Annotated in this window: 12 protein-coding genes; 7 read left to right on the top strand and 5 right to left on the bottom strand. The window is 40.9% G+C overall.

Going from position 1 to position 17,060, the window contains the following annotated elements:
* Positions 1–2: 2 nt before the first annotated feature.
* The 5 genes from ACFG4S_RS34040 to ACFG4S_RS34020 all read left to right on the top strand — a co-directional run bounded on the left by ACFG4S_RS34040 (position 3) and on the right by ACFG4S_RS34020 (position 8,689).
* Positions 3–3,128, top strand: coding sequence for an efflux RND transporter permease subunit (locus tag ACFG4S_RS34040; RefSeq protein WP_392536255.1), 3,126 nt, complete (start codon positions 3–5; stop codon positions 3,126–3,128).
* A gap of 202 nt (positions 3,129–3,330) precedes the next feature.
* Complete coding sequence (locus ACFG4S_RS34035) at positions 3,331–6,441, top strand: efflux RND transporter permease subunit (protein WP_392536254.1); 3,111 nt, start codon at positions 3,331–3,333, stop codon at positions 6,439–6,441.
* Positions 6,442–6,551: 110 nt separating this feature from the next.
* On the top strand, positions 6,552–7,040 hold the full coding sequence (locus tag ACFG4S_RS34030; protein ID WP_190970139.1) for a hypothetical protein: 489 nt from the start codon (positions 6,552–6,554) through the stop codon (positions 7,038–7,040).
* Positions 7,041–7,451: 411 nt separating this feature from the next.
* A complete protein-coding gene (locus tag ACFG4S_RS34025) occupies positions 7,452–7,922 on the top strand; it encodes a hypothetical protein (protein WP_190970138.1) in 471 nt (156 codons plus the stop codon).
* 281 nt (positions 7,923–8,203) lie between these two features.
* Entirely contained in the window at positions 8,204–8,689 is a 486-nt protein-coding gene (locus ACFG4S_RS34020; RefSeq protein ID WP_392536253.1) for a DUF2808 domain-containing protein, read from the top strand.
* 733 nt (positions 8,690–9,422) lie between these two features.
* Here ACFG4S_RS34020 and ACFG4S_RS34015 read toward each other — a convergent pair.
* Both ACFG4S_RS34015 and ACFG4S_RS34010 read right to left on the bottom strand, forming a co-directional pair.
* Positions 9,423–9,773, bottom strand: coding sequence for a four helix bundle protein (locus ACFG4S_RS34015; RefSeq protein ID WP_094343524.1), 351 nt, complete (start codon positions 9,771–9,773; stop codon positions 9,423–9,425).
* A gap of 32 nt (positions 9,774–9,805) precedes the next feature.
* Positions 9,806–11,695, bottom strand: coding sequence for an ISL3 family transposase (locus tag ACFG4S_RS34010; RefSeq protein WP_392529995.1), 1,890 nt, complete (start codon positions 11,693–11,695; stop codon positions 9,806–9,808).
* A 368-nt stretch (positions 11,696–12,063) separates the two neighbouring features.
* Here ACFG4S_RS34010 and ACFG4S_RS34005 point away from each other — a divergent pair, with 368 nt between their 5' ends.
* Both ACFG4S_RS34005 and ACFG4S_RS34000 read left to right on the top strand, forming a co-directional pair.
* Positions 12,064–12,699 carry a hypothetical protein gene (locus tag ACFG4S_RS34005; RefSeq protein WP_103125777.1) on the top strand — a complete coding sequence of 212 codons (636 nt, stop codon included), beginning with the start codon at positions 12,064–12,066 and terminating at the stop codon, positions 12,697–12,699.
* 36 nt (positions 12,700–12,735) lie between these two features.
* Entirely contained in the window at positions 12,736–13,104 is a 369-nt protein-coding gene (locus ACFG4S_RS34000; protein WP_245894945.1) for a hypothetical protein, read from the top strand.
* Between the two features lie 139 nt (positions 13,105–13,243).
* Here the strand turns inward: ACFG4S_RS34000 and ACFG4S_RS33995 are convergent, their stop codons facing one another.
* The 3 genes from ACFG4S_RS33995 to ACFG4S_RS33985 all read right to left on the bottom strand — a co-directional run bounded on the left by ACFG4S_RS33995 (position 13,244) and on the right by ACFG4S_RS33985 (position 17,055).
* On the bottom strand, positions 13,244–13,660 hold the full coding sequence (locus ACFG4S_RS33995; RefSeq protein WP_103125779.1) for a hypothetical protein: 417 nt from the start codon (positions 13,658–13,660) through the stop codon (positions 13,244–13,246).
* 90 nt (positions 13,661–13,750) lie between these two features.
* A complete protein-coding gene (locus tag ACFG4S_RS33990; protein WP_103125780.1) occupies positions 13,751–15,229 on the bottom strand; it encodes an ATP-binding protein in 1,479 nt (492 codons plus the stop codon).
* Positions 15,229–17,055, bottom strand: a complete 1,827-nt coding sequence (locus tag ACFG4S_RS33985; RefSeq protein WP_392536252.1) for a Mu transposase C-terminal domain-containing protein — start codon at positions 17,053–17,055, stop codon at positions 15,229–15,231. The genes ACFG4S_RS33990 and ACFG4S_RS33985 overlap by 1 nt, the downstream gene beginning before the upstream one ends.
* Positions 17,056–17,060: the final 5 nt, after the last annotated feature.

Genomic DNA, 17,060 nt, shown 5'->3' with positions numbered 1-17,060 from the left:
AGATGCTGAGTGCAATTATTAAATGGGCGATCGCTCGCCGTTGGTTAGTTATCCTGGGTACAATTATCCTGACCATTTGGATATTTCGGACGATTATCCAAATGCCTTTGGATGTTTTTCCTAGCTTTGCACCGCCCCAAGTCGAAATCCAAACTGAAGCACCAGGACTCGCCCCTGAAGAATTGGAATCTTTGGTAACTTTACCAATTGAAAGTGCAATTAACGGTACTCCGGGAGTTACAGCAGTACGCTCATCTTCAGCAGCAGGAATTTCTGTTGTCAAAGTCATTTTTAACTGGAACACTGATATCTATCAGGCTCGCCAGTTGGTAACAGAGCGATTACAACAAGCGCAAAGTAAGCTGCCATCAGGGGTAGAAACTCCGCAAATTTCCCCTACAAGTTCTCCTATCGGCACTGTATTACAATACGCTTTTACATCAGAAAATACTTCTTTAATGGAAGTGCGGCGAATTGTTGATTGGCAAGTGACAAATCGCCTGTTAGCTGTGCCTGGTGTCAGTCAAGTTGTGGCTTATGGTGGCGATGTTCGCCAATATCAAGTATTAGTCGATCCAGCAAAACTAAGAGCCTTTAATGTCACTTTAGAAGATGTAGAACAAGCGGCTTCTGCTGCTAATATTAATGCTCCTGGTGGCTATTTAATTACTCCAGACCGAGAAAAGTTAATTCGAGGAATTGGGCGAATTGAATCTATTGAAGAATTACAGCAATCAGTAATTACTGCTCGTAATGGTACGCCTGTCAAAATTTCTGACGTTGCTGATGTGCAAATTGGTGCAGCTATCAAACGGGGTGATGGTAGTTTTAACGGTGAAAAGGCAATTATTGTCATGATTAACAAACAGCCTCAAGCCGATACTCCTACTGTGACTCGTGCGATAGAACAGGCAATGTCAGAGATTCAAGCAGGATTGCCCAAAGATATCAAAGTTACACCTACTTTTCGTCAAGAAAACTATATTGATTCTTCTATTGAAAATGTTCGAGAAGCTTTAATTGAAGGTAGCATTATTGTTGCTTTAATTCTGATTCCTTTTTTAATGAATTGGCGGAATTTAGCTATTTGTTTAACTGCGCTTCCTTTATCTTTATTATTAGGAGTGCTACTACTAAATTGGCTCGGACAAGGTTTAAATACTATGACCTTGGGAGGGTTAGCAGTAGCAATTGGTTCAGCCGTTGATGATGCAATTGTCGATGCTGAAAACGTCTACCGTAATCTGCGAGAAAATAAATATTCACCCAACCCGCGCCCGGTTTTAGATGTTGTATTTGACGGTTGTCAAGAAGTACGCGATTCGGTATTTGGAGCTACCATCATTACCATAGTTGTGTTTTCGCCAGTATTTGCTTTAGCTGGTGTAGAAGGTAGCATTTTTATCCCTATGGGATTAGGGTATATGGCAGCAGTTATCGCCTCAAGTATCACAGCATTGACGGTAACTCCGGCTTTATGTGCCATATTACTACCTCATGGTCGCTTGCCAGAGACAGAACCTTGGGTGGCGAGATTTTTTAAGCGACTTTACTATCCTGTACTCACATTTTCACTCAAGCGATCGCAAATTATTTTAGGTTTAGCGATCGCTTGTTTGGTGGCTGCGGCTGTAATTGTTCCCTCTTTCGGCAGAATATTTTTACCAGAGTTTCAAGAGCAAACTTTAGTAAATACACTCACTCTTTACCCAGGGGTATCTCTGGAAGCTACTAATGCTGCTGGTGAAACACTCCAGCACGCACTTAAAGGAGATGCTAGATTTCCATATGTGCAACTGCGTTCTGGACGTGCGCCGGGAGATGGAGACGCAGCTGGAGTGAATTTGGCACATTTGGATATTGAGTTAAGCGAAGCAGGGATGAAAGACAGGGAGGGTACGATTGAGAAGTTACGGCAGGAATTCGCTAAATTACCAGGAGTAGCACCAAATATTGGCGGTTTTATCTCACATCGTATGGATGAGGTGTTGTCTGGGGTGAGGAGTGCGATCGCTGTCAAAATCTTCGGCCCCGACTTAGAGCAACTCCGTACCATTGGGCAACAAGTTGATAATGTAATGAAAACCGTAAATAGGATTGTAGATTTACAACTAGAACCCCAAATACCGATTGAACAAATACAAATTAAATTCAATCGCCTTGCTGCTTCACGCTATGGTTTAACAATAGGAAAACTGTCAGAAATTATTGAAACCGCCCTCAATGGACGAGTAGTATCTCAAGTTTTAGAAAAACAGCAAACTTTTGATTTAGCTGTGTGGTTAAAGCCAGATGCAAGGCAAAATTTAGATACAATTCGCAATTTATTAGTTGATACTCCTAACGGTCAAAAGATTCCTTTAGCACAAGTTGCTGCAATTGAAAATGGTACTGGGCCTAATACTATAAATAGAGAAAACGTATCCCGTTTGATTGTTGTTTCTGCCAATGCTAGTGGTAGAGATTTACGCTCTATTGTCAATGAGATTCAAAACAAAGTTAACCAACAAGTACATCCACCTGCTGGTTACTATATCCAGTATGCTGGACAATTTGAGGCAGAAGAAAGAGCAACTCAGAATATCTTAATTTCGAGTGCTATAGCTTTTGTAGCAATTACAGTCATCATGTATCTGTCAGTTAAATCTATTCCTTCGACTGCCATGATTATGATTAATTTGCCTTTAGCCTTAGTAGGAGGAATATTTTCAGTAGCTTTGACAGGTGGAGTGATATCTATTGCTTCTTTAGTTGGTTTTGTCACTTTATTTGGTGTTGCTACCCGCAATGGTTTGTTACTTGTGGATAATTACAACACCAAATTTGCTGAAGGTATACCACTGAAAGAAGTTTTGATTAAAGGCTCGATGGAACGCCTAAATGCTATTTTGATGACAGCTTTTACCTCTGCTTTAGGATTAGCACCTTTAGTAATTGAGAGTGGCCCGGGAAAGGAAATTCTTCAACCACTTTCGATAGTTGTATTGGGTGGTTTATTTACTTCTACGGCACTAACTCTAGTCGTTCTACCAGCTTTATATGCCAAATTTGGTAAATTCTTGCTACCTAAGCGTATTACGTCAATTGTAGAGGATATCAAAGTACCAAAAGCAGTTTTTGAGCGATGACAATATCACAGAAAATTTATCTTTTAGCATATCTATGTGGGAACAGCTATAAGAGCGACCAAATCATAGCTACACTATGCCATAAATATTCAAACTAGATTTCATCCTGATTTCATCTTCATTTGAGAAATTAAATACAGTGTCAGATTATCTCAAACGGGTTCAGTGTATCGTCAAGCAAAACCCTTGATTGGTCTCAAAAATGCTCAATTCCATTGTTAAATGGTCGATCGCTCAAAGGTGGCTAATCGTTATAGCCTCAATATTAATTAGCCTGTGGGGATTCCACTCTATCGGGCAAATGCCCCTTGACGTATTTCCGGCTTTTGCGCCGCCACAAGTAGAAATTCAAGTGGAAGCTTCTGGTTTCGCACCAGAAGAAATTGAGTCTTTAGTGACTCGCCCCATTGAAAGTGCCATGAATGGTACACCTGGATTGGAATCATTGCGGTCTTCATCAGCTATTGGAATTTCTGCGGTTAAAGCCGTTTTTAGCTGGGACACTGACATTTACCGGGCGCGTCAACTAGTAACAGAGCGATTGCAAGGAGTGAAACTACCACAAGGAGTTGAGCAGCCGGAAATCTTGCCTGTAAATTCACCTTTGGGATGGGCTGTCAAATATGCTTTTTCATCTGAAAGTACCGACTTGATGGAGGTATGGCGCATTGCCAACTGGGATGTGAAAAATCGCTTACTAGCTGTCCCAGGTGTGAGTAATGTATTTCTTTATGGTGGCGATGAGCGGCAGTATCAAGTCTTGGTAGATCCAGATAAGCTCAAAGCGTACAATGTATCCTTGCCCGAAGTCACCAAAGCAGTACAGAATGCTAACGTCAACGTGCCAGGAGGATTTTTGATTACTCCTGACCAAGAAACACTGATTCGGGGAATTGGGCGGATTGAATCCATTGATAAGCTTAAACGTTCAGTTATTAAAGCAGTTAAAGGAATACCCGTATTACTGGAACAGGTAGCAGAGGTGAAAATTGGCCCAGGGCTAAGACGAGGAGATGGGCTATTCCAAGGCAAACGAGCAGTGATTTTAACTGTTTCTAAGCAACCTGCGGCAGATACTCCTACTGTTGTCAAAGCTGTAGAGGCAGCAATGGAAGAAATTAAGCCGGGGCTACCCCAGGATGTCAAGGTTACTAAAACCTTTGACCAAGATTTATTCATCGAAGCTTCGGTTAAAAACGTTGAGGAAGCTCTGCGTGATGGCATCATTATAGTTTCAGTCATCCTGATTATCTTCCTAATGAACTGGCGCACGGTAATTATTAGTCTGAGTGCGCTGCCTCTGTCATTACTGTTGGGGATGATTATTCTTAGCTGGACTGGACAAGGCATTAATACAATGACCTTGGGTGGACTAGTAGTTGCCATTGGTTCAGTGGTAGATGATGCGATCGTTGATATGGAAAATGTCTACCGCCGCTTGAGGGAAAACCAAATAGTAGGTAACCCGAAAAATCCTTTACAAGTTGTGTTTGACGGATCAGTAGAAGTGCGTGTTAGTGTTCTATTTTCTACAGTTATTATTGCCGTAGTCTTTGCACCAATTTTCGTCTTGTCTGGGGTCGAAGGTCGCATTTTCACGCCGATGGGAATGGCATATTTACTATCGATTCTTGCTTCTACCTTGGTTGCATTGACACTAACTCCAGCATTATGTGCCTTACTACTGGCAAATCGCCGTTTACCAAGTACAGAAACTTGGCTAGAGCGTAAAGCACATCAACTTTATCGTCCGGCGCTGAAGTTCTCAATTCGCTACCCCAGGATGATTTTAGGAATTGCCCTTGCAGGCTTAATCGCATCAATGATTATCTTACCTGGGTTAGGAAAAGTCTTCTTGCCAGAGTTTCAAGACCGCTCTTTGGTCAATTCGATGGTGCTTTTACCTGGGGAATCCTTAGATGCAACTGACCAAGCAGCTTTAGCGGTAATGGATTCATTGAAAAATGATCGCCGCTTCGATTTTATTGCGTTGCGCTCTGGGTTTGCTCAAGGAGATCCAGAAGTGGCAGGGGTAAACTTTGGTGAGTTGGATGTGCAGATTAGTGAAGCAGGCGCAAAAAATCGGGACAAGACTGTAGAGGCACTCCGCAAAGAGTTTGAAAAACTTCCTGGTGTCGCAACTAATATTGGTGGATTTATCTCACACCGAATAGACGATATCCTCTCAGGCGTGAGAAGTGCGATCGCTGTCAAAATTTACGGCCCCGAACTCGAACAACTCCGCATCCTTGGAAAACAGGTACAATCCGCCATGAATGGAATTCCCGGCATTGTAGATCTGCAACTAGAACCCCAAGTCCCAGTTAAACAAATTCAAATTCAATTTGACCGCGATGCAGCAGCTCGTTATGGGCTAACTGTGGGGGAACTAGCAGAAACAATTGAGACTGGACTGAATGGCAAAGTAGTTTCCCAAGTCTTGGAGAAACAACAAACGTTTAATCTTGTCGTCTGGTTGCAAGAACGCTATCGTAATAATTTAGACGTGATTGGTAACTTGTTGGTAGATACACCCAATGGGCAGAAAGTTCCTTTATCTCAGGTTGCCAAAGTTGAGTATGGCACAGGGCCAAGTACCATTAATCGTGAAAACGTTTCTCGGCTGATTGTAGTTTCTGCCAATGTTGCTGGACGGGATTTGGGTTCTGTAATTAAAGATGTACGCGATCGCGTTAAACAAATTCAACTTCCTGGAGGATACTACGTCCAATTTGGCGGTCAGTTTCAGGCACAGGAGCAAGCAACGCAGACATTAATTATTGCGAGTGCGGTTGCGATCGCGGTGATTTCTGTATTGATTTACTTTGCCGTTAAGTCGATTCCTGCCACAGCCATGATTATGATTAACTTGCCACTGGCATTAATTGGAGGTGTCATCTCTGTAGCCTTGAGTGGTGGGATTATTTCCGTTGCCTCTATGGTTGGTTTTATCACTCTATTTGGTGTAGCTACTCGTAATGGATTGTTGTTAGTGGATAACTATAACAATCGCCTAGCAGACGGGACACCACTTAAACAAGTAATTGTTGACGGTTCGATGGAAAGATTAGTTGCAATTCTCCTGACAGCACTTTCATCAGCACTAGGTATGGTTCCCTTAGTAATTGGTTCTGGTGCAGGCAAGGAAATCTTGCAACCTTTGGCAGTTGTAGTGTTAGGCGGCTTATTTACCTCTACTGCCTTAACACTCTTAGTTTTGCCAGCCTTATATTCACTATTTGGCAGATTCTTGATATCAAAAAAGACTACAGAATTACAAGATATTCAAGTCACTCCAGGTTCAGTTATATGACGCTTAATTTATTAATTCTTTCCAGATATCCCCCTGGAAATATAGAGATATCTATGCAATTACCATATAATTGCTCGCAATTTTCCTCATAACCAATCAGGAGTAAGTTCATGCAATCATTTAAAGTAGGTTTTATTGTTTTTGTAAGTGCAGGGTTGTTATTTTTAGGAGCTTGTAGTAATCAAGCTTCTGAATCCAGTAGTAATCCTTCAGGTGCTGCTACAGAAAATACTAATAAAACTGAACCAGCCACCAAAACTGAAACATCTGCTCATGGCGGCTCACTTCGTAAAAACTCTCAAGTCGTCGAAGTAGGAAAATATCACTTAGAGTTAGTACCTGAAAAGGAAGATAGCGCAACTCACTTAGATTTATATTTGCAAACAGGTGACAAACACGAAGCAATTCCAAATGCTAAAGTTACTGCTGATATTCAGTCACCAGATGGAAAGCAAAAAACTGTTCCCCTAACATATGATGCTGAGGGTAAACACTATGCTGCCAAATTAGATAAAATTGCGGCAGGTCAATATCAAGTGAAAGTTACAGCGAATATTGGCAGTGAAAAAGTCAACGGTCGGTTTAGTTTTAATCAATGATTTGAGTACCAAAGTCATGCACTCGTCGCTACTGAAATGGTGCCGGGTGCTATGACCAAATACCTAGCGCATTGAGCATTTTGAAGAGAGTTGCCTATCCTTTAGGTATCTTGCTTCCTCCAACTTTAGCAGCAGTGTTCATGAGTGCTTCAACTGTCGTGGTATTTGTTAATGCAATGCTATTGCGATGATTACAGTTAGGTTAAGCAGAGTTTGTAACAGCATTTTCTCTGAAGTACTTTTAGACACGGTAACTGGTTAAGTCAGTACTATTTTTGTAGAAATTCACTAAGAATTTCATCTTAATTTCATAGTGACCTGTCAAACTGGTTTTATAAAGGTTTATTTGCTAAAAATAAATCTACAATCTAGCTGATATATTTTCTTAATTGAATGATCCAAACAAAGAGAATGCTGATTTATGTTGCCGTATGTAATCTAGCTATCACATCTCTGAGCTATGCTGACTATGCAATTGCAAAAACGGATAACGATAAGCTAGGTACTATTGAGGATAGTTCGCAATATATTCATACTGGTTGGCAACTTGTAAAACAGACATTCCAGCTACACATTCCTAAAAATGGCAAGCCTATTTCCCAGCTGATTATAGACGTTCCACCCAAAGTAGCTGTAACTAATGATGTTGACGTATTGGATGAGCAAGGTCAAAAAATTAAAATTAATATCTTAGTAAGTAGTCAAAGAATTATTATAGATTTTCCTGAACTTGTTACTTCTAGCACTAGTAAGTTACAAATTAACTTCAATAAAGTACTACAACCAATTACTGGTTCTCTTTCTATTTACCATCTATCGGCTAAAGTTGTTGGTAGCGATGTAGAGATTCCTGTGGGTGAAGTTCAAATTCCTTCACTTTAATTTATTTGTAAATTTAAATTATAACTGCTTAAATTTCATCTTGATTTCATTGTGAGTTGTCATTCTAGTAAATAGAGGTAGTATACCTCTTCAACAAAAAGATCACTAACAATTAAAACCTGATAATGGTTGCTAACTGGCTAATTCTCTTGATTAATGACTATGCAAATGAGGGAGTCAAATTTAGCTTTGCTAAGTTTAATATATCTATCAAGAGCAGATTAAATCATAAATAATGAGATGTAATTTAGCTAATTTATTTGATTATCGTAGAGGTAAATATGAAGAATTTATTGGTTTACACTGTTGTCTTAGCTCTAAATAGTATAGCTATTATTGCTCCTAGCTATGCCAGTGCCAGAACAAATGATGATAAGGTTCCTCATATTGATTCAAATACACAATTTCCTCCCACTAAGTGGGGAAAATTCAGGCATACTTTCCGATTGCACATTCCGCAAAATAGCAAAGCTGTTACTCAACTAATTGTCAAAATTCCAGCAAATATAATTATCAGTAATAATATTCAAGATATCGATGCCGTCGATGAAAAGGGACAAAAAATTAATACTAATGTAACTGTCACTGGTAAAAGAATACTATTATTTTTTGCCAAACCAGTTGCCCCTAATACTAAGTTTGATATCGACCTTAACAGGATAAAAAGACAAAATCTTGGTAATGGTTCTGTTTACAGTTTCTCAGTTAGAGAGGTTGGCATTGATGCAGAAATACCTATAGGTGTTGCTTCATTTCATACTTACTGATTAAATGTTTTTTTACTAATAAGCTAAAGAGTTTCATGAAACTCTCATGTATAAATGTGAAACTAATAATAAAAGAAAAATGTGTAGAAATTGTTAGAAGAAACAAAATAAAAAAATAGATTTATGTTAATGTATGTATTTTAGCCTTGACATCTTTTTCGGGTTATAATATTTGGGCAAGTGGAGAAACAGGTGATTTTATAACTTCTCATCTGTTTAAAAGTGTTGTCATTCTTATTACTACTTATCCCACAGATGCTACTCATAAATTTAAAGTTAATGTATAGGTTAACCTTTGGTATAACTTGCAATTAAGTTACCTGACGTAGTAGAATTCAAGTTAAAAATCAATCAGGGCAGATAATTCCTACAACAGTTTCTATTAATAGACAAAAAGTTACTGTATGTAGCTTTCTCATAACCAATAGATCTTGAGATAATACTCTTAGTTGTAATAAGAAGAGTCAAAAGCAAGAATTCACCACCCGTTTAAGGTGGTGAATTCACCTATATACTATGGACATACAAAGTAAGAAGCCAAAAAGTTTTGTACTCTTGTGTTACTAAGAAGTATAAGTGTGATTTGAATCATAAAATAAACTTTTAGCTCATGATATGCTTCAAAAAGCATTAATCATTTTATGGGTTCTTGGCAACTTTTGGTGATCTTGGTTGGGGCAAGGCAGAAGGCAGAGGGCAGAGGGCAGAAGTCGGAAGGGTAGAAGTAATAAATTCAAGCTTTGAGTTTGTTTAAGCTAGCAACTAATATACTTTGCATTTCCTCGACCTCATTCAATAGGGGAGTGAAAAGGTTTTTGTCAGCTAAATCTACTTCTTTAGCTATGATTAATTGGGTATCAAGTTCTCTCAAAGAGCCTAATGCAATATGTAAAAACTGTATGTATTCTGGCTTTGAGCGCCTTCCATAGCCTTCAGCTATATTGGATGCTACAGATACAGAAGAACGTCGGATTTGGCTGGTTAAACCATACAATTCTGATTGAGGAAATAGGCGGGTAAATTTATAACAATTGATAGCAAGTTGAACCGCCCTTTGCCAGATAAACTGATTTCTATAACTCATATAATCAAGTGTAAATTGTCAAAATTTTCTCCTCAAATAGCCAACAAAAATCGTCGTTCAAGTAAATCTATTTTGGCGCGACCATACATCTGTCGCTTTAACATTTTCAAGCGATTAATATGGCCTTCAACTGGGCCATTACTAACTGACATAGTTACACCTGCTTTCACAGCATTGTAGTCAGACTCTAAACTAACAGCGAAGGAGCGCAACAAAGAAACAGAGCTGTTTTTAGCTTTGTTGAACCAAGCATCGAGCTGCTCAGGTAGGCGTTGACGCACAAGGAATGCAAACTGTTGAGCTAGTTCAATAGCTGACTTCAAATCAGAATGGGCTGTTTGTAGTTGAGCGATGATTTCACGCTCATTAGGCTGTATTAATTCTGGTCGTCGCAAGACTAAAGCTGTGACGCGACTGGGGGTGAGAGGACGATGGGAGGAAGAACTAACCCTAGGGGACGCATTTTTCTTTGAACACTTTGCTGGCCCAAATCCGGGCAAGGTCTTGAGATAACGAGTGAAGCGAGCGACCGTGGCATAACCACCGATATAGCCGCAGGTGCGAATTTCTTCAAACAGTTCTTGGGTGTTGTGGTTCCCGCTATTCCAGCGACTGAGGAGGTAATCATGATAAGGGTTGAGAAGACTCAGACCGTGGTCGCTACGTTCACGACGTTCGGTAAAAGTTGAGCTACGCAAGTAATTGAATACGGTAGTTTTAGAAACTCCCAGCTCTTGAGCGATTGCTAGCCCTGAGAAGCCAACAGACCGCAGTCTCCAAACTTGCTCATGGATTTCCCTCCGTCTATCCCGTGCTTTGGCGGATTGAACTTTTCTTTTTAAAGATGTGTTTTGGGGAAACCTTGGCACAACTGAACTTTTATTAGTCTCAGCAATCATGGAAAGGTTATCGGGGAAAGGCAGAGAGCAGACGGCAGACGGCAGAAGGTTGGTTTGAGGGTTTTCCTGTGCAGCCAATCCGTCTGTATTCTCTGCCAAAAAGGGTTTAAGACCCCCAGCCAAGTTTTGAATTTCAGTGGTCTGCAATTGGGTGGGGTATGTATCCCCATCCAATTCCCCAATGCCTTCTTCAAGTGCTGTTTCCACCTCTAAATGCACTTTAGTATTAGTACTAAATACTTGTTTCTCCACTTCTTTAAGTACTTTGGCGTGAATACCAAAGACTTGATAGAGCGTTTGAGATAAGTTCTGCAATAAGTGAAAACGGTCTGCAACTTGAATGGCTTCTGGCGCGCCTTGACGAATACCACTTTCATAAGTTTTTGACCGATCTCGTGAGACGACTTTGACACCAGGGTGAGCTTTTAACCATTCTGCTAAGGTTTCAGCTTTTGCGTCTTTGAGTAGAGCGATTGGTCGGCTACGTTCCAGGTCAATCAATGCTGTGCCGTAAGTTTTGCATTTGCGAAAACAAAAGTCGTCTACCCCAAGAGTATGTGGCGTTACGATTGATGGCAGTGGGATTGAGCGGACTAAATTTAACAGTGTGTTGCGAGAAACTTTTATCCCCCATTGCTGTGAGAGTCTTACCCCTGCTGCACCACCCACAGATAAACCAATTGCGCTCAGTCGTTGCGCTAAACGCTGAGTCCTTCGCGCCCAAGGTGCGGTTACACTTGTCAGCCTTTCGGTAAAAATACGCCGTTTACATAAAGTGTTAATGCAAAAAAACTTTCGCACCCGTAACTGTAGGGTAATACTGTAATCAGCCCAGGGCAGGTCTGTTAACTTACGTTCGTAGCGGCTATGAATTCGGTGAGTTGGGTGGTTACAAACTGGGCAATTAATGACAGTTTGCATCGCAGAGACAATCAACGTAATCGTCCCTTGTACTTTGTCAAATTGCCATCTCTTCAGTTGAAGGTTTGTTGTATCAGGTAACAGGTGGTATAGCAATTCCATACCAAAAGTTTGACGGAGTAAAGTTTGAAGTTAGTAATTCAATTCTATCCCTTCCTCCTTCTTTTTTTCCCCCCTTCTGCCTTCTGCCCTCTGCCCTCTGCCTTCCCCCAAGCGAGATCACCAAAAGTTGCCAAGAACCATTTTATGCTTCAAAAATCAGCTTCAAAGTAGAAAAACAACTGTTTTGGCGTAATATCACATATTCCACAGGTGCGCTTGTAAATACGGGTAGATATAGCGTAGATGACACCAGGGCAAGCTAAACAGTTTAGTTTCAAATCCAGGGAAAATTAAAAATTGTTAACAGGTTGATCCCAAAAGATGTTAACAAGTTTATATTTTAGCGAGTGTAAGCTGTTAACAAGTTTATGACTGACCCAATAGCCAAAGGTGGGCGAGGCCACAAAGCCCCCTACGAAACTACCCACGTCAGGATTGCTGAGGGGATCAAACCTGTTGTAGAAAGGCTTAGTGCCGTTTACCGTCAAAAATTTTTTGGCAATACAAACCCAGACTGCAATGGAGCAACTGAAGTAATAGAACGAGTGGAAGCTGCGTTATCACCAGTTGTACCGACCGTTGAGAATTATCAACAAGTTTGCACGCGCTACTTGGCATCGTTGCAGCTAGAGGAGCAAGCACCTGAATACAAAAAAGCAAAACAGCATATTGAGGCATTTATTCAAGAGTTAAAAATGGCGAGATTGTCACTGACTCCATCTTTGAAGAAGATGAATGTTGAAGCATTGCAACTATTGCGTCAAGAATTTAAAAATAATTGGTTGAGTTTCTTTGAAGCAATCTCAATCGAACCTGGGTATTTTCAGACCTTTGAAGAATTATTACAAGCTTTAGAACGAGAAATGGCTGTACCGTATGGGGATTTAGAATCTCATGAAAAAGATTTTCTTCGTGGTTGGGATGAGGTTTATAGCAAAGCGTGTGCTGAGGCTGACCGACGAAAACACGGGGCAAGTTCTAACTTCAACTGGTTTGAGCAGTAGTAGGTGTTAAAAACTTTATCATAGAGAAGGACAAACATGGTAAATTTAGAACTTAATGATGAACAATTAAACATAATTTCAAAAGCTTGCGAACTTCTATCTCGAATTTACATGGGACAACTTGAAGAAGTAGCTTTGTTATTTTCTGAGTTGCCAGATGAGCAATATCAAGAATTAGTTGATACATTAAAATCACTCAAGTCTATTATCAAAGTTACATCAAAACAATCAAACTCTGGAATCAGAGATGAAAATATCCCAGAAGTAGCTCGTCACGCTTACGATATTCATCAAGTAATCCGCCATTATTTAGCTCGGAAACACTTTCCCCAAGGTGGTGCTGCTGTTCATTTTGATTCGCCTAATGCTTACGGAAGTCTGTCTCTACCAACAATTAGTGAATAATTTTTTCAAATCAAATTGGTATTAATTTTTGACTGAGTTTAGTTGTTTTATTCAGTAAAATATTGCTAAATATGAAAGATATTTTAATAAAATTTAGTAAGTAATATTTTAACTCTACTTTCCTTGTTAGACGTAATCTTCAAATTGGAAAATACCGTTGTAAAATTGGATATAAAGAAGCAGCAATTGCCTCGAACTTATCACCATCTGGATAGGGGCGAGAAATTTCTTCACCGTCTTCGTTCAACCATTCTTGCTGTATTGGAGTATACTCAAGCGATAGAATAGCATTTCTCCACCAGCCAGATAATGCTAGATGTTCACTCCCCCAAAATAGCCGAAAATCAACCTTATTATTTCGATAAAATTCATTAACAGGATTAGCATAAGGACGGTTTTTCGGATCAAAGGTTTCGGTAAAATAACCTTGAAAATCAATTACTAAAAGCCCTTTTTCAATTTCTGCTGTCAATTTAAAGCGAGAATGTAAATAATGAGCAGATAAGATTTTAGCGGCTGTTAATTCAAATTCTATAGGTAAAGTAGATAAACTCATTAATTAATAATTTCCTTGAATAACAATGCGAAGATTATTGAAAAACTGATGCCTTGGATAAAAACTGTTTATTACTGAATTTTTTAATGTTTACTCAAGTCCTACAGTATCTCGTTTGGGTTTGCGTTGCCCAACACGCCCCGAAGACTTTTTAGTGGTTTTAGGCATTTCCTGTTGAGTTGCTTTTTCATCTAGTGTCTTCTCTTCTAATGTGGGAGTGCCGATAATATTTGTCTTTAGTGGTGCTTCACTAATTGAAGAATCAGCAAGTTTTGTTTTCTTACGAGTTTGTTTTTTCTTGGGTGCTGGCTCTATAGAGGTTTCATCTGGTGTTGTTGAAGTCGTTTCATTATCGCTCTCCCTGACAGGCTTTTTACGAGTTCGTTTCGCTGGAGACGATGGTTTGTCAGATTTTGGGGGCGGTGCAACTACATCATTATTCCCCTTAGATAAATCCACCGCCGCTTTTGGTACAGAGGTCGAACCCATACCTATCTGTAGCAAATGCCACAAATGTTCACGGCGACTTTCCATGTAAGAGAGTTTTTGCTCCCCCTCAGTGGTATCCAAAGCCATACGTTCACATTGGGCTAGTGTGAGCGTATGTTCATGCAGTCGTTCTAAACTCAAAGTATCGTGACCATCATGCAATGCTGCTGCTACAGCCCGGATAAGCCAGTCCTTGAGTACCCCAACACAACCAATGGAACGCTCATAAAAGTAAAGCCAATGCTGCATCAACTCTTTGACATCAACATTCAGAGGTACTTGCATCAGCAGTGCCAATAATGCTGCTTGAAAATCCTGGCGGTCTTGTTCATTTTGATATAAATAACGCGGAAAATGAATATCTAGCCCCCGCCGGGATGCTTGACCACTTAAATTGCGAAAATTGAGCAGTTCGTAAGTCCCAATCAGAATATGTAGCACTCCCGTAACATTGGTCATGGACTTAATCCAGTCCAACTGGTCTAAAAGCTTACCAGCACTTGCACCAGTCCCAATCTTCATTAAGTGCTGTGCTTCATCCAAAATCACTGCCCGTACACCACGCTTGGTCATCGCTTCTTCTAATGCGTGACGCAGTTCAGGCGAATCATTAAACTGGGCTGTTTTAGTCCGCCCACGCCCTTTCTTCTCCCAAGTTTGTTCCGCGTCAATATCTATCAGCATCCGCCGCTCATAGAATGGTTCTCCCAAAAGTTTCAGTGCAGTGCGGTAATAATCTGCTCGATTAAACACCCCACCATCCGGTGGTCGTGTTTCTAACAGCAATAACGGTATTGGGGGCCCAGAGCCGTTACGATAGCTCAATGAATTGGAAACACCGGGTAACTGTTCGGGTACATTCTCATTTAACCGTTTAGCAATCTGCCGAATCATTGTTGTTTTACCCACACCGCTTGGCCCATAAACCAACACATGAGCAAATCCGGCGGGTTCTCGAATCGCACGCATTAACAGCATATCTACCCGTGCTAACTGGGGATGTAAAACTGCATACTCCTTAAACTGAGTCAGTTTCGACTGTATTTCGCCGTTAAGATTGTCGGTTAAAAAATTGTCCATTAACGGTATTCCCCTAGTATCGGCAGTCGTGTGAGATCCAACAGTTCAACGTTGTTTTGCAGTAGTGGCAATTGTTCGTCATCTTGACTGTGTGCTTCTATCTCCGGCTCAAGAGTGCTGACTCTTGGGAACTGGGGTACACTTTCCTTATTGGGTGTTACATTCTCCAGCACCCCAACCGCTTCCAAATCCCGTAAACGTTGCATGAGTAAAGTTTCATGCTCTTGCACCGCCGCGATGAAGTCGGCAAGGCGTTTGGCAGAGATATTTGTACTCACAGCATTACGCTTATCTTGTTGTCTAATTTCTTGGGCTGCTAACAGCACTTCTTTCTCCGTGCGTCCGGCAAAGGTGCTGTAATACTGGGAGATACATTTGACCCATCTTCCCTCCAGGTACGCATAAGCTACACCCATGTCAAAAGGGTCATAGCGCACACTGACTTTGGTTTTTTCGACAACTGGATTGCGGAAAGCATCGTTCCAGTAATAAAGATAATTAACTTTAATTCCCTGTCCCGGCTGGACTTTAGCATTACCTTTGGGTGTGCTAGGGCGTGTTGCCATGAGGAAGTCTTCGTTGTATGCAATGCGTCGGTGTTCCCTTTCCCCTGTAGCAACGATTGCGTCGGTATAAACTTGTAATGGTGTCTCACCCAAGGAATCATGTATGCTCGTGTCATAAATGGTGTATGCCCACTCACACAAGTAGGTATATAAATCTACCAACGTCCAAACGGCAAGTTGTTTGGGGTCAACAACTTTGGTTAATTGACGTGGCTGCTTACTGGCTTGGGTGTTGCCGAGTAAGTTAAAGATAAATTCTGTATTGGTTGTACCGAATAATCGCTCAACTACTGAGCCAAAACGGGGCTTACCACCAGGACGAGTCTTTTTAATGCAGTGGTAACGTGCTAATAAGGTATCAAAGTAAACGCTATGAAATTCCTTGCCGCCATCTACAACTACAGATTGGGGAAAACGACCCTCACGCTGAACACACAACCTTAGTGCCATCATGCAAGACCTGTAAGAAGGTGGGTCAAAGGTGAGATAAACTGCTAATATGCGTCTGGAGTAGGCATCAATCAGTAATGTCAACCAAGGTCGTCCTAAGTTCCGACCAGTCACTTGGGAGCGTAATTCAATGTCAAGCTGGGTGTGGTCAAGATGGCAGATAGCAAAGGGTCTGTCTCCATGCCTGGGTGTAGTTTTAGCTAGTTCTAAAACAATCGGTTCTGTTGCGTATGCAGCTTTTGCCCCTTGGCGTTTTAAAGTCTGCTCATGGATGGGACGCTTTTTTAGCCGAGTATAAAATGTGCGCTGACTCAGTGGGGTAATGTTGGCAGCACAGCAGGCTCTTGTATAGGCGCGATAAACGGAAGCGGCGGGAGCTTGTCTTGGTGTCTCGAAGTGTTCGGTAATAAATTGATCTAATAATTTGCTTGCATCTGTTGGTGCTTTGGGTAGGCGATTTCCTCTACTAGCGGTACGTGGCAGTAACCCAACATAACCGCAACCAAAAGTGGCTTCGGCTTCCCGAAACTGTTTGACCCATCGAGACAAGGTGCTTTGAGGTATGTCCTTATATATGTCTGTGCGGTGCTGGAAATATGCTTGTACTAGATGAAATCTGTGATTAGCTCTTTGTAGATCCGTAGGCGAGGCAGCATCCATCAATTCACGCACTTTTTCATTGATGGTTGTGTGTGTTTCTGAAGTATGAATGTTGATAGTGCCGCTATCAAATAATTGCAGAAAAAATGCTGTGGGCAATTGCATTGGTTGCCCAACTTCGGGTAAAAGTGTGGTTGTCTTCTCACCCAAGTTAA

The organism is Nostoc sp. C117 (assembly GCF_043099735.1).
In the GTDB taxonomy this organism is placed as follows: domain Bacteria; phylum Cyanobacteriota; class Cyanobacteriia; order Cyanobacteriales; family Nostocaceae; genus Nostoc.
This window is presented reverse-complemented; position numbering and strand designations above follow the sequence as displayed.

Excerpts from the sequence above, each read along its gene's own strand:
- ACFG4S_RS34030 (WP_190970139.1), top strand. The coding sequence starts at position 6,552 with ATGCAATCATTTAAAGTAGGTTTTATTGTTTTTGTAAGTGCAGGGTTG.
- ACFG4S_RS34000 (WP_245894945.1), top strand. The coding sequence starts at position 12,736 with ATGGTAAATTTAGAACTTAATGATGAACAATTAAACATAATTTCAAAA.
- ACFG4S_RS34020 (WP_392536253.1), top strand. The coding sequence starts at position 8,204 with ATGAAGAATTTATTGGTTTACACTGTTGTCTTAGCTCTAAATAGTATA.
- ACFG4S_RS34035 (WP_392536254.1), top strand. The coding sequence starts at position 3,331 with ATGCTCAATTCCATTGTTAAATGGTCGATCGCTCAAAGGTGGCTAATC.
- ACFG4S_RS34010 (WP_392529995.1), bottom strand. The coding sequence starts at position 11,695 with ATGGAATTGCTATACCACCTGTTACCTGATACAACAAACCTTCAACTG.
- ACFG4S_RS34040 (WP_392536255.1), top strand. The coding sequence starts at position 3 with ATGCTGAGTGCAATTATTAAATGGGCGATCGCTCGCCGTTGGTTAGTT.
- ACFG4S_RS34025 (WP_190970138.1), top strand. The coding sequence starts at position 7,452 with ATGCTGATTTATGTTGCCGTATGTAATCTAGCTATCACATCTCTGAGC.
- ACFG4S_RS34005 (WP_103125777.1), top strand. The coding sequence starts at position 12,064 with ATGACTGACCCAATAGCCAAAGGTGGGCGAGGCCACAAAGCCCCCTAC.
- ACFG4S_RS34015 (WP_094343524.1), bottom strand. The coding sequence starts at position 9,773 with ATGAGTTATAGAAATCAGTTTATCTGGCAAAGGGCGGTTCAACTTGCT.
- ACFG4S_RS33990 (WP_103125780.1), bottom strand. The coding sequence starts at position 15,229 with ATGGACAATTTTTTAACCGACAATCTTAACGGCGAAATACAGTCGAAA.
- ACFG4S_RS33995 (WP_103125779.1), bottom strand. The coding sequence starts at position 13,660 with ATGAGTTTATCTACTTTACCTATAGAATTTGAATTAACAGCCGCTAAA.